13 protein-coding genes are annotated in these 12,994 nt (G+C 63.6%); 7 read left to right on the top strand and 6 right to left on the bottom strand.

Annotated features, from left to right (window positions below; all coding sequences use genetic code 11):
- Window positions 1-69: 69 nt before the first annotated feature.
- The 4 genes from ACPPVP_RS39505 to ACPPVP_RS39490 all read right to left on the bottom strand — a co-directional run bounded on the left by ACPPVP_RS39505 (window position 70) and on the right by ACPPVP_RS39490 (window position 5,229).
- Window positions 70-1,167, bottom strand: a complete 1,098-nt coding sequence (locus ACPPVP_RS39505) for a DUF2855 family protein (RefSeq protein WP_426528944.1) — start codon at window positions 1,165-1,167, stop codon at window positions 70-72.
- Window positions 1,168-1,386: 219 nt separating this feature from the next.
- Window positions 1,387-2,919 (bottom strand): acyl-CoA synthetase, encoded by a 1,533-nt coding sequence (locus ACPPVP_RS39500; protein ID WP_426528942.1) that lies wholly within the window; start codon window positions 2,917-2,919, stop codon window positions 1,387-1,389.
- Between the two features lie 95 nt (window positions 2,920-3,014).
- A complete protein-coding gene (locus tag ACPPVP_RS39495; RefSeq protein ID WP_426528940.1) occupies window positions 3,015-4,202 on the bottom strand; it encodes an ABC transporter substrate-binding protein in 1,188 nt (395 codons plus the stop codon).
- 52 nt (window positions 4,203-4,254) lie between these two features.
- Entirely contained in the window at window positions 4,255-5,229 is a 975-nt protein-coding gene (locus ACPPVP_RS39490; RefSeq protein ID WP_426528938.1) for an NAD(P)H-dependent flavin oxidoreductase, read from the bottom strand.
- A gap of 196 nt (window positions 5,230-5,425) precedes the next feature.
- On the opposite strand from ACPPVP_RS39490, the gene ACPPVP_RS39485 reads away from it, so the two are divergent.
- On the top strand, window positions 5,426-6,313 hold the full coding sequence (locus ACPPVP_RS39485; protein ID WP_426528936.1) for a LysR family transcriptional regulator: 888 nt from the start codon (window positions 5,426-5,428) through the stop codon (window positions 6,311-6,313).
- On the opposite strand, the gene ACPPVP_RS39480 is transcribed toward ACPPVP_RS39485, so the two are convergent.
- Window positions 6,270-6,962, bottom strand: a complete 693-nt coding sequence (locus ACPPVP_RS39480; RefSeq protein WP_426528934.1) for a DNA-3-methyladenine glycosylase family protein — start codon at window positions 6,960-6,962, stop codon at window positions 6,270-6,272. The two genes, ACPPVP_RS39485 and ACPPVP_RS39480, sit on opposite strands and share 44 nt — an antisense overlap.
- A 127-nt stretch (window positions 6,963-7,089) precedes the next feature.
- Between ACPPVP_RS39480 and gluQRS the strand changes: the two genes are divergently transcribed.
- A complete protein-coding gene (gluQRS, locus tag ACPPVP_RS39475; protein ID WP_426528932.1) occupies window positions 7,090-7,989 on the top strand; it encodes a tRNA glutamyl-Q(34) synthetase GluQRS in 900 nt (299 codons plus the stop codon).
- A gap of 64 nt (window positions 7,990-8,053) precedes the next feature.
- Entirely contained in the window at window positions 8,054-9,310 is a 1,257-nt protein-coding gene (locus ACPPVP_RS39470; protein ID WP_426528930.1) for an ATP-binding protein, read from the top strand.
- On the opposite strand, the gene ACPPVP_RS39465 is transcribed toward ACPPVP_RS39470, so the two are convergent.
- On the bottom strand, window positions 9,234-10,094 hold the full coding sequence (locus ACPPVP_RS39465; protein ID WP_426538297.1) for a YihY/virulence factor BrkB family protein: 861 nt from the start codon (window positions 10,092-10,094) through the stop codon (window positions 9,234-9,236). The two genes, ACPPVP_RS39470 and ACPPVP_RS39465, sit on opposite strands and share 77 nt — an antisense overlap.
- A gap of 203 nt (window positions 10,095-10,297) precedes the next feature.
- Here ACPPVP_RS39465 and ACPPVP_RS39460 point away from each other — a divergent pair, with 203 nt between their 5' ends.
- From ACPPVP_RS39460 to ACPPVP_RS39445, 4 genes are all read left to right on the top strand, one after another.
- Window positions 10,298-10,492, top strand: a complete 195-nt coding sequence (locus ACPPVP_RS39460; RefSeq protein ID WP_426528928.1) for a twin transmembrane helix small protein — start codon at window positions 10,298-10,300, stop codon at window positions 10,490-10,492.
- Window positions 10,493-10,515: 23 nt separating this feature from the next.
- Window positions 10,516-11,088, top strand: coding sequence for a cob(I)yrinic acid a,c-diamide adenosyltransferase (locus ACPPVP_RS39455; protein ID WP_426528926.1), 573 nt, complete (start codon window positions 10,516-10,518; stop codon window positions 11,086-11,088).
- Between the two features lie 123 nt (window positions 11,089-11,211).
- Window positions 11,212-11,961, top strand: a complete 750-nt coding sequence (locus ACPPVP_RS39450; RefSeq protein WP_426528924.1) for an electron transfer flavoprotein subunit beta/FixA family protein — start codon at window positions 11,212-11,214, stop codon at window positions 11,959-11,961.
- A complete protein-coding gene (locus ACPPVP_RS39445; RefSeq protein ID WP_426528922.1) occupies window positions 11,961-12,905 on the top strand; it encodes an electron transfer flavoprotein subunit alpha/FixB family protein in 945 nt (314 codons plus the stop codon). The genes ACPPVP_RS39450 and ACPPVP_RS39445 overlap by 1 nt, the downstream gene beginning before the upstream one ends.
- Window positions 12,906-12,994: the final 89 nt, after the last annotated feature.

The following is a 12,994-nucleotide window of genomic DNA, read 5'->3' as shown; positions in this document are numbered from 1 at the left end:
CGGCGTTTCCCTGTCTGCGAAGCCTATACCCATTCGGGACGGCGCAGAAAGGGCGTGACGAGATGCCGCCTATTCCGATAGCGACAGGATAAGCCCCTGATCCGGCGGCACGCGGCCGTTGAGGGTGTCGAGATAGGCGCGTTGCACGGCCGCAGGCCCGCGATGCTCGCTCACCTTCATCCATTGATCGAGGTTTGGCGCGAAGCCGGCCCACGCGGCGCCAAACCGCTCGCCGAAGCCGGCCGGTCCCCATTCCTTGGTGCGCTTGCGGATCTGGTCCGGCGCGAAGAAAAATTGTGGCTTGGCGCCCGGCAGTACCTGCGCCTGTTCATCGGGCGACGATTTTCGATGCGTGAGCCCGATGATTCCACTGTATTTCATTTGCTCGCCGAAGTGCCCGTGCAACGTTGCGCGCAATGGGCTGTTGCCGGCCATATCGACATAGGCGACCGCGGAATTCGCCGGCAGCGAGGTGACGTTGTCATAGGTCACGACCTCGTCGTAGCAGCCGAGCGATTTGACGAAGGACGTGTTGCCCGCCGAGGTCAAGCCGATCACCTTGATGCCGTTGCCTCTCGCATGCAGGAGATGCGCCAGCCCGTAGGCGGTCTTGCTGGAAGCCGAGGAGAGCATCACGCTTTTCACGTCATAAAATTCGTTCTCGGCGAGAAAGTCATCGACCAGGAACGACAGCATGAACAGCGGCCGCAGCAGCGCCTGATAGTCGCCCTGCTTCCCGGCAAACGCCGGATCGCCGCTGACCCGCGTATAGGCATTATAAACCGGCGCCACACCCTGCCGGTGCGCGGCGGCATCGCGCAGCCCGCGTTTGCTGACGTCGGCGGCTTCGATGACGAGATGCGTCGCCATCGGGAAATAACCAAACAGCGTTTCGCCTGCGGCGATGGCTGGATGCTTCGAGGCAATCACCTCGCCAAGCCCCCATACCGGAACGTTGCCGAAACCCTCGGGCGCCGGAAACAGTTGCCAATACTTCAGGCGATCGCCGAGCACGGCGTAGGTAATGTTGTTGGCGGTGAAGGCGAAGCGCGTGACCTTCACCAGCAACGCGTCATCGGGTAGCGCAGCCGCGTCAGGCAGTTGCGTCTCGATCACCTTGCATTGCTGCAGATCGTTGCGGGCGACGACGAATTCGGTGGATGGCATGGCTTCGATCCCCTGCTGATCACATGCAGCAATCTTTGCGCCGTCCGATGACCGTTTTGCAACAGCAATGATGTTTAAAACGGTGTTCGGATTGTATTGGATGTTTCGAACTGCCTCTCCGTCATTGCGAGCGAAGCGAAGCAATCCACCTCTCTGCGCGGGGATAGATGGATTGCTACGTCGCTTCGCTCCTCGCAATGACGCGGAGAGGGCAACGGCTCACGCCAACGCGCGCAGTCGTCCTTCGGTATACAGATCGCGCAGCTTGCGCTTAAAAATCTTTCCCGTCGCTTCGCGCGGCATCGCGTCCATGAACTGGATGTCCTTTGGCACCTTGAAATTGGCGAGGCGTCCGCGCAGGAATTCCTGCACGGCGGCCGGAGAAAGCGCCGCATCCGCTTCCTGCTCGATGCAGGCGAACAGCCGTTCGCCGAATTCGTCGTCGGGCACGCCGAATACCGCGCAGTCGCGCACGCCGTCCATGCCGATCAGCGCGTTCTCGATCTCCGCCGGATAGATGTTGACGCCGCCGGAGATCACCATGTCGCGCTTGCGGTCGCACAGGAAGAGATAGCCGTCTTCGTCGAGATAGCCGACGTCGCCGACGCTGACGAGGCCGTCGCGGCCGGCCTCGGCGCGCGCCTCGGCCTTGCCGTGGTAGTCGAAATCCGGCACCGACATCTGCCGCATGAAGATTTCACCGGGCTCGTCGACGTCGCACAGCGAACCGTCCGGGCGGAAAATTTTGACGATACCGCCAACGATGGCGCGGCCGACTGTGCCGGGTTTTGCCAGCGCCTCTTCGGCGGAATGCCACACCGGAATGCCGGTTTCGGTGGAGCCAAAATATTCGTTGATGACCGGGCCCCACCACGCGATCATGGCGCGCTTGACCTGCGGCGGGCAGGGCGCGGCCCCATGCACGATGAAGCGCAGCGACGACAGATCGTAGCGGCGCTTGATTTCATCCGGCAGCCGCAGCAGGCGCACGAACATCGTCGGCACCATGTGCTGGTGTGTGATGCGGTGGCGTTCGATCAGTTGCAGCATGTCTTCCGGATCGAAGCGCGGTTCGAGCACGATAGTGCAGCCGCTGCGGAACGCCAGCATGCCATAGGAGTTCGGCGCCGAATGGTACATCGGGCCGTTCATCAGGATAACCTGATTCTCGTTCGGCTTGACGCCATAGGCGATGCCGCCGACCCGCGCCGAGGCCGTGGCCTGTTCCGGCGTCATCGGTTTGCGGCGCACGCCCTTGGGCAGGCCGGTGGTGCCCGACGTATAGAACATCGGCGCGCTGCCGATCGGCGCGTCCTGCGACGCCGCATGCGTGTCGCGCCAGCGGTCCCAATCCGTCATGCCGTCGGGGACCTGCGTCAGCGCGGGTGCTACATTGAACGCGGCAGCGATTTCCGGCGGCGTGCTGACCACCAGCAGTTTGATATCGCCGGGCAGGCCGTCTTCGATCTGCGGCAGCAAATCAGCATGGCAGACCAGGATTTTCGCGCCGCTGTCGGCCAGGATATAGGCGACTTCCTCGGCCTTCAGATGCCAGTTGATCGGCACCACCGGGCTGCCCAGCGCCGCCGCCGCGGCCGAGACTTCGAAGAACGCAAAATCGTTGCGCAGCATCATGCCGACAGGCACGCCGCCACTGAGGCCGAACGCCCTGAAACCCGCCGCCGCCCGCGCGATGCGGGCATGGATCTCGGGATAGTTGATCTGGCGTTCGCCGCTGATGATCGATGTCAAATTGTCCTCCTTGGCCGGCCGGGCCCGCAAGCCCACTCTTTTTATTTGAGCATGATCTCTTCGGAAAACCGGCGTCCACTTTTCCGGATCACGCTCTAGCCGTCATCCAGAATGTCGTCGAAGCCGATCCAGCTTTTGCCGTCGAAGCGGCGCAGCCGCAATTGCTGGAACGGCAGATAGTCGTCGGCATCGGTCGATACCGCGATGCCCGGCAGTAGCAGCGGCAGCGGCACCTCGCGCAGCGAGGCCGCCTGTTTCATGATGTTCTCGCGGCTGAGATCGTCCTTGCAGGCCTGTAGCACCTTCACCATGAGGCTGGCGTAATGATAGCCGGCAGCATAGTTCGAATTGGTCAAATCCGCATTCGGCAGATACTGCTTCATGAAGGCGAAATATTCCTTCACGCCGGGGTCATTGGCCCACTGCGCGTCCAGCGTGTCCTTTACGTTGCTGGATGAGATCAGGCCGACGGCGTTGTCCAGGCCGGCTGGTTCGAGGAACGAGATCGATGACGCCGAGGTCGGCACGAAGAACAGGTCCGGCTTCCAGTTGATCTCGGCGACGCCCTTGATCATCTGCGAGGTGAATTTGCCGAGCACGACGCCGAATATCACGTTGGCCCCGGAGGCCTTCAGCGTCGCAATCTGCGAGCTGATGGTCGGCGCTGATGTCTCGTAGGTTGCTTCCGAGATGATCATGGTCGCGGCCTTGTCTCCAAGGCCGCGCTTGAAGCCGGCGACGTAATCGCGGCCGAAATCGTCGTTCTGCGCAAGGATGGCGATTTTGGCGTCAGGCTTGGTCCGCAGGATATGCTTGGCATAGACGATGCCTTCGGACTGGTAGGCCGCCATTCCCGGCATCGTCCAGCGGAAATTCTTCGGGTCGGCCCATTTGGTCGCGCCGCTCAGCACGAACAGTTGCGGCACCTTCTTGCCGTTGAGATAGCGATGCACCGCGTTGTTGGTGGCGGTCCCGAGCGAGCCGAACATCAGCAGCACTTCCTCCTGTTCGACGAGTTTTCGCGTCTGTTCGACCGTCTTGGGCGGCGAGTACGCATCGTCGAGGCTGATGAACTTGATCTTGCGGCCGTTGATGCCGCCTTCCGCGTTGATCTTCTCGAAATAGGCCTCCTGCGCCCGGCCGATGATGCCGAAGCCGGAAGCCGGGCCGCTATAGGGCAGCGTCTGTCCGATGCGGATCTCGTCCCTGGCGTCGTCGGCGAGAGCGGCCGTAGTTCCCAACAACGCGAATCCAATAGTCAATAATCGTCGCGAGACTCTCATGGTTTCCGTCCCTCTGTTTTGTTTGATTGGCCGCTTTGAAAACCGGTGCGTCTTAGGCGCGCGCTCGGTTGAGAAAGTCGCTGCTGGCGTCGGCGAATTCGGCCTTCAACCGTTCCACCAGTTCGGCCACCGGCGGCGCATCCGCGATCTGGCCGATGCCCTGGCCCGAACCCCAGATGTCGCGCCACGCCTTGGCCTTGGTGTTGCCGCCGGAGCCGAAATTCATCTTCGTCTTATCGCTTTGCGGCAGGTTGTCGGGATCGAGGCCCGCGGCCACGATCGAGGGCCCGAGATAGTTGCCGTGCACGCCGGTGAACAGGTTGGAATAGACGATGTCGTGCGCGGCGTGCTCGACCAGCGCCGCCTTGTAGGCCGGATCGGCGTTGGCTTCCGCGGTGGCGATGAAGCGCGTGCCCATGTAGGCCATGTCGGCGCCGAGCGCGAGCGCCGACGCGATGCCCCAGCCATCGGAGATCGCGCCCGACAACAGGACGGTGCCCTTGAACCACTGCTTGACCTCGCGCAGCAGCGCAAACGGCGACAGCGTGCCGGCATGGCCACCGGCGCCGGCGCAGACCAGAATCAGGCCGTCGACGCCGTGGTCGGCGGCTTTGCGCGCGTGCTTGACGTTGATCACATCATGGAACACCACGCCGCCATAGGAATGCGCGGCCTCGACGATTTCGATCGGCGGGCGCAGCGACGTGATGATGATCGGAACCTTGTGCTTTACGCAGGTCTCCATGTCTTTCATCAGCCGGTCGTTGGAGGCGTGGCAGATCTGGTTGACCGCGTAGGGCGCGACCTTCTTCTCCGGATGCAGCGCCTTGTATTCGCCGAGTTCGTTCTCGACCCGGCTCAGCCACTCGTCGAGCTTCTCGACGGGGCGGGCGTTCAACGCCGGAAAGGAGCCGACGATGCCGGCCTTGCACTGCGCGATCACGAGCTCGGGCCCGGATACGATGAACAGCGGCGAGCCGACCACGGGCAGTTCGAGTGAATTGGCAAGCGAAGCGGGCAGCGACATTCGGTTCCTCCTTTGTTGCGTAAGGCCGGCCAGGCCAGGCGCGCATCCATTGATGTTGATTTGAGCGCATCAGGCCGGGGTGGAGCCGCTGGCCTCGCGCTTGTTGCCGTCCATTATAGGGCTGGACGGCACACTCCATCCGTTCAATATTGAACAGGTAATCAATCAGGAATGAACAGGGCGGCCGCGAGGATCAATGGACTGGGACCTGTGCAAGACGTTTGTCGCGGTGGCCGAGACTGGCAGCTTTGCCGCGGCCGCGCGGCGGTTGCGCTCCAGCCATCCGACGGTCGGCCGCAAGATCGCCGAACTGGAAGGCCAACTCGGCATTCCCCTGTTCGCGCGCTCCAATGACGGCCTTTCGCTGACCGCGCAGGGCCGCAAGTTTCGCGAGCATGTCGAGGCAATGGCGGCGGCGGCGCTGCGTGCGGAAGCAGCGGTCTCGGCGACCGGGGCGCAGGCGCGCGGCGTCGTCAAGCTGTCGATCGGCTCGACGCTCGCTTCGCACTGGCTGATGCCGAAGCTCGGTGCGTTCCTGCGCGCGCATGACCATATCCAGCTCGAGATCATTACCCATCCCTATCCGGCCAGCGTGCGCCGCCGCGAGGCCGATGTCGTGCTGCGGCCGGTAGACAGCGGCGAAGAGAATTTGATCGGCCGCAAGGTCGGCCGGCTCGGCACCGGCTTCTATGCCTCGCGGGATTACGCCGCGCGGCGGCGGCTCCCCGAACGGCGCGACGAGTGGAAAGACCACAGCGTGATCGGCTTTGCCGACCGGTTGTCGAACGAGCGTCTGGCGCGCTGGAGCGATGCGATCACGCGGCAGGGCTCGATGGTGATGCGGTGTTCCTCGCAGGGCGACATGCTCGCCGCGGCGCGTGCGGGCCTCGGCATTTCAACGCTGTCCTGCTTTGTCGCGGCCGCCTATCCGGATCTCATCCGCGTTGCGCCGCAGAAGCTCGCCAGCGTGGCCGACCTCTGGCTGCTCGCGCACCCCGATCTGGTCGAACTCCCCGCGGTGCGCGCCGTGATCGATTTCGTCACGGCTTCCGCGCGCGAGGACCGGGTGCGGCTGCGGGGGTGACCTTGTCGGCCAGCACGCCCTCGCGCTTCTTCAGCACACGATAATAACTCCACCACAGATGCGCCGCCGCGCCGCGCAACGGACGCCACGGCTCCGCCAGTGGCGCCATCTGCTTGACGGTCGGGCGCGCCTGCAGGCCAAGGCCAACCTTGACCGCTTCCTGTATCGCGATATCGCCGGCCGGCCAGGCGTCGCCATGGCCGAGGCAGAACAGCAGATAGACGTCGGCGGTCCACGGGCCGATGCCATGCAACGCCGTCAGCGTATGGTGCGCGGCATCGGCGTCCTCTTCCGCCAGCACCTCGAGGTTCAACCGCTCGGCGGCCAGTTCGCGCGCGATGTTTTTCAGCGTCTTGATCTTGGCGGCCGAAAGGCCGAGCCGTCCGAGGCGCTGGGCCCGCGCTTTGCGGATCGGCTCGGGGTCGAACGGATCGAACGCGGCCGTGAGGCGTCCCCAGATCGCTGAGGCGCTCGCGGTGGAGAGCTGCTGGCCGGTGACGATCGCGGCAAGGCCGGCAAAGCCCGGCTCGCGCTGCCGCAGCGCCGGCATGCCCGTCAGCTCAAAAATCGGCTTTAGCCGCACGTCCTGCTTGACCAGGGCGTGGACGGCGTCTTCGAGGTCGGACTGGCTGCTGAGGTGGATGGTCATTACGGAATGCTATCGACTCGCGGGATCATCATGCGCGGGGTTGACCCACGCACCGATCTTATATCGTAAAAGGCTCTTGCACGATGGATTGCCTGGTCGAGCGGCAATGACTGTTGTTTGGAGGATCATGCCACCCGTTTTCCGATTTGCTCCCAGCCCGAACGGCTACCTCCATCTCGGCCATGCCTATTCGGCGCTGCTGAATTTCGACCTCGCGCGCCACACCGGGGGCAGATTCCTGCTGCGGATCGAGGACATCGACGCCACCAGATGCCGGCCGGAATTCGAGGCGGCGATCTATGAAGACCTCACGTGGCTCGGGATATCCTGGGAAACGCCGGTGCGGCGGCAATCGGAGCATTTTGCGCGCTATCGGGAGGCGGTCGAAGGACTGGCAGGCCAAGGCCTGATCTATCCGAGCTTCGAGAGCCGCGCGGAAATCGCCCGTCTGGTCGCGCAGCGCGAAGCCGGCGCGCCCTGGCCGCGCGATCCTGACGGGGCGCCGCTTTATCCGGGCGCCGCGAAATCGCTGTCGCCGGACCGGCGCCGGAAGTTGATCGCGCAAGGTATCCCTTACGCGCTGCGGCTCGACATGGCGGCGGCCCGCGCACGTGCCGGGGGACTGAGCTGGAAAGAATTTGGCGAGGGCCCGGGCGGCGAAAGCGGCGTCGTCACCGCACGACCTGAGGCCTGGGGCGACGTCATCCTGGCGCGCAAGGAGACGCCCACGAGCTATCATTTGTCCGTTGTGATCGACGACGCCCTGCAGGGCGTCACCGACGTGGTGCGGGGCAGGGACCTGTTCTGGTCGACCAGCGTGCATCTGCTGCTGCAGCAATTGCTTGGTATCCCACAGCCCGCCTATCGGCATCACCGGCTCATCGAGGATTCATCGGGTCATAAGCTTTCGAAATCGACGCAAGCGACCGCCTTGCGCGAATTGCGCGGGCAAGGTGTCACGCCCGCGGAGATTCGCAGCCTCGTCGGCCTGCCCGAGGACGCCCGTAGTACTACTGGGGGTTGCTGAAAACGTCTCCGTGACATCGGCTGCCATCGCGTGTCATGCTGGTCGCGGCAGAGGAAGGGGGATCATGGCGGCGAAGCGGCGCTCACGGCGCATCACACGGCCAGCAAAGAAGCGGCCAGCGAAAAAGCGTGTATCCAGCGCCGCGGCAAACGCGCGCGATGCCCGCAAATCCGCTGTCACCGGCTCTGGCATGGTCGAGACTGCGCTGGCGGCCTTTGCGCACGAGGTCCGTACGCCGCTCACAGGCATTCTGGCGATCAGCAATCTGCTCGCGACCTCCGATCTCGACGAGCGCGAACGGCGCTGGGTCGACACCATCAAGGCGGGCGCCGAACATTTGGCGAGCCTTGCGACCCTGTTCGTCGATGCGGCGCGCAGCGGCGGTCCCGGGCTCGAGGTGCGGCAGGACTTCTTCGACCTGCGCACGCTGGTCCGCAATGCCGGGGATTCGCTGACCGGCCGCGCGCTGGCCAAGGGCCTGCAATCGTCCGTCGTCATTTCTGAAAAGCTGCCGGCATTTGCGATCGGCGATCCCGTCCGCCTGCGCGCCGCGGTCGAAAACCTGATCGACAATGCTGTGAAATTCACCGAACAGGGCAGTGTCGCCCTTGAGGTCGCGTCCCTGCGCAGCTCGAAAGGCAAGGTCGCCGTTGCATTCGAGGTCTCCGACAGCGGGATCGGCCTCACGCTTGCCGAGGTCAAACGCCTGTTCCGGCCGTTTTCGCAGGCCAATGTCACCATTGCATCGCGCTTCGGCGGCGCCGGGCTCGGATTGTCGTCGGTCAAGCAGCTGGCGCGCGCCATGGGCGGCGATGTCACCGTGACGCAACGCCGTGGCGGCGGCACCACCTTTACCTTCAATGTCGTGATGTCACCGGCAACGGATGCGGTGACGGCGGCGTCCGGCGTCGATGGCGAGATATCGATCGGTTCGCTGCGGCCGTTGCGCCTGCTCAGCGTGGAGGACAATCCGTTCGGCCGCGTCGTCCTCAACGCGATCCTGACCGAACTCGGTCATCAGGCCGAGTTCATCGGCCAGGGCGAGGCGGCGCCCGAGCGGCTCGCGCTCGGCACATTCGATGCGGTTCTGATGGACATGGTGCTGCCGGGGATCAACGGCATCGAGGCGATCACGCGCATTCGCGCGCTTTCCGCGCCGCTCGGGCGCATTCCGATCATAGGCATATCCGGCCGCAGCGAGGACGAGGCGGCCTCGCGCGCCGCCGGCGCCGATATCTTTCTGGTCAAGCCTGTGTCCCCGCGCGCGCTCGCGACTGCGCTGCATGAAGCGACATCCCCTTCGGCAAATGCGACTTCATGATGGCCGCGTTCAGTTCGCCGCCGTAAACGAAGATCGCGGCAATGAAATACAGAAACACCAGCGCGATGATGACCGAGGCCAGCCCCGCATACATCGTCACGTAATTGCTGGCGAAGCGCGCCAGATACTGGCCGAAAACGATGCCCGAGATCAGGGATGCCACCATCGTAAAAACGATGCCGGGAAGGATCTGCAGAAAGCTTCGCCGGCCGCAGGGCAGCAAGGCATGCAGGACGAACAGTGCCACCGTCATCGCGGTGATCGTGATGCCGTAGCGGGCGAAAAACAGGAAGCTTTCGTTGTTCTCGATGAAGAACGGAATATGGCGGCGGGCCGTTTCCAGGATCAGCGGGCCGAGCACGATCAGGAACGCCATCGCGAGCGAGGTGAAGGCAGCCATCAGCGTATAGCCGATCGATTCCAGCCGCAGCCAGTACCAGGCCCGCGGCTCGACCACCGAATAGGCGCGGTTCAGCGCGACCCGGAGCGCCTCGACGCCGTTGGAGGCGAAATAAACCGCCAGCACCGCGCCGACCGTGAGGATGCCGCCGCGCGTCGTGGTCAGCACATCGTGGATTTCGCCTGACAGCGCATCGGCGACCTGTTGCGGCCAGACCTGCAGCAACAGCCCCACGGCCCCGTCGGCGAGTTCCTTGGAGCCGAAAAAGCCGGCCAGCGACGTCAGCACGATCAGGAACGGGAACAGCGCCATCAATGTCGACAGCGCGATATGGCTCGCAATCGCCCAGCCGTCATCGGCGAGGAACGTATAGAACGCCTCCATCACGACGAGGTAGACGTAGCGAATGAGCCTCACATCTCACCTCGATCAGGGTGCGGCGATCCGGTCCCGAAATTGGGCCAGAATCTGATATTACTGGATTAAAGGCCAGATCGTCGATTGGTTGCGCAAGGGGTTGTACGAGGGATTGTGCGAGGAATTGTGAACGTGTGGAAGTCGGCGCTTGCCGGTGTTATGTAGCGCCGATGACATCCATTTTAAGTTCGATCGTCCTCCCGATCGCGGTTGCGGCCGTGGCCATCGTGCTGCTGCTCGGCCTCGTCAACATGATGCGGGGTGGCTCGCCGAGCCGCTCGCAGAACCTGATGCGGCTTCGGGTGCTGCTGCAATTCATCGCCATCGTCATCACCATGGTCGTAGTCTGGGCGATGGGCAAATAACGGCAAGACAAAGGGACGCGCCAATGGTCGTACTCAACCGCATCTATACCAGGACCGGCGATGACGGCACCACGGCGCTCGGCAGTGGCGAACGTCGCCCGAAATACGATCTGCGCATCGCGGCCTACGGCACCGTCGACGAGACCAACGCCGCGCTCGGCGTGGTGCGGCTGCATCTCGGCGAGGCCCGCGAACTCGATGCGATGCTGGGCCGGATCCAGAACGATTTGTTCGATCTCGGCGCCGATCTCGCGGTGCCCCAGCGCGACGGCAAGGCCGAACGCTTAAGGATGCTGGCGAGCCAGGTCGAACGGCTCGAGCGCGACATCGATGGGCTGAACGAGCGGCTGGCGCCCCTGACCTCGTTCGTCCTGCCCGGCGGTACCCCGGCCGCGGCATACCTGCATCTGGCCCGCACCATATGCCGCAGGGCGGAAAGGATCATGGTGGAACTCGCCGCCAACCCTGAGGAGCCGGTCAGCGAGGCCGCCATTCAGTATATGAACCGCCTGTCGGATTTCCTGTTCGTCGCCAGCCGCCACCTGAACGATAATGGGGCCGGAGACGTGTTGTGGGTACCCGGGCAGAACCGCTAAGGTAGCCTTGTCGGGGCTGATTTTTGGCTTTCGCGCGTTGACCGCTGATAGAGGGACCTTTAGGTTCCGCGCCCAAGCTGATAACAGCCAATTAAACCCCAGAATTCAAGCGAAAGAGGATCGATGAAGGTTCTTGTGCCGGTAAAGCGGGTGGTCGATTACAACGTCAAGGTCCGCGTCAAGAGCGACGGAACGGGCGTCGAACTGGCCAACGTGAAGATGTCGATGAATCCGTTCGACGAAATCGCCGTCGAGGAAGCACTGCGCCTGAAGGAAGCCGGCAAGGCGACCGAAGTGGTGGTGGTGTCGATCGGCCCGGCGCAGGCCTCGGAGACGATCCGGACCGGTCTCGCCATGGGCGCCGACCGCGGCATCCTCGTCAAGGCAGAAGGCAATGTGGAGCCGCTGGCGGTCGCCAAGATTCTCAAGGCGATTGCCGATGCGGAGAAGCCCGGCCTGATCATTCTCGGCAAGCAGGCGATTGACGACGATTCGAACCAGACCGGCCAGATGCTGGCCGCCCTGCTCGGATGGTCGCAGGCGACCTTTGCCTCCAAGCTCGAAGTCGACGGAAGCGACTTCAAGGTCACGCGCGAGGTCGATGGCGGCCTGCAGACCGTGAAGCTGAAGGGACCGGCGATCGTCACGACTGACTTGCGTCTCAACGAGCCGCGCTATGCCTCGCTGCCCAACATCATGAAGGCGAAGAAGAAGCCGATCGACGACAAGAGTGCGGCAGACTACGGCGTCGATCTCACGCCGCATCTCGAAGTGCTCAAGACCACTGAGCCGCCCGGCCGCAAGGGAGGCGTCAAGGTCAAGGACGTCGCCGAACTGATCGCGAAACTCAAGACCGAAGCCGGGGTTCTCTGATGACGACGCTGCTGATTGCCGAACACGACAACGCCTCGACCAAGGACGCCACCAACAAGGCGCTGACCGCGGCAGCCGCGCTCGGCGCCGACGTGCACGTTCTGGTCGCCGGTGAAAACGCCAAGGCGGCGGCCGATGCCGCGGCTAAGCTTGCCGGCGTCACCAAGGTGCTGCTCGCCGACAACGCCGCCTACGCCCACGATCTCGCCGAGCCGCTGGCCGCGCTGATCGTGTCGCTGGCGCCTTCCTATGACGCCTTCGTCGCGCCCGCGACCTCGCGTTTCAAGAACGTGATGCCGCGCGTCGCTGCTCTGCTCGACGTGATGCAGGTATCCGAAATCATCAAGGTGGTTTCGCCTGACACCTTCGAACGGCCGATCTATGCCGGCAACGCCATCCAGACGGTGAAATCAAAGGACGCCAAGAAGGTCATCACGGTGCGGACCTCGACCTTCGCCGCAGCCGGCGAGGGCGGCAGCGCGTCGGTCGAGAACGCCGCTGCGGCGGCCGATCCTGGCCTCTCCAGCTTCGTCGGCGAGGAAGTTGCCAAGAGCGACCGTCCGGAATTGACGTCGGCAAAAATCATCGTCTCCGGCGGCCGCGCCATGCAGAGCCGAGAGAACTTTGCCAAATATATCGAGCCGCTCGCCGACAAGCTCGGCGCCGGCGTCGGCGCGTCGCGCGCCGCGGTCGATGCCGGCTATGCGCCCAACGACTGGCAGGTCGGCCAGACCGGCAAGGTGGTCGCTCCCGAACTATATGTCGCGATCGGTATCTCCGGCGCGATCCAGCATCTCGCCGGCATGAAGGATTCCAAGGTGATCGTTGCGATCAACAAGGATGAAGACGCGCCGATCTTCCAGGTTGCCGATTACGGCCTGGTGGCGGACCTCTATCAGGCGGTTCCTGAACTGACCGAAGCGCTAGGCAAGCTCGGAAAGTAAAAATTGTACGCCGGCCGGACGCCCAACGTCCGGCCGATGTTTACTTTAAAAGCGGTTTCAAGCGAGGTTTCCAGCCTTGCGTGAAGAAA

It is taken from the genome of Bradyrhizobium sp. McL0615 (assembly GCF_049993905.1).
Lineage (GTDB): Bacteria > Pseudomonadota > Alphaproteobacteria > Rhizobiales > Xanthobacteraceae > Bradyrhizobium.
The sequence above is the reverse complement of the archived record's forward strand: the minus strand, read 5'-3'. Positions and strand labels throughout refer to the sequence as shown.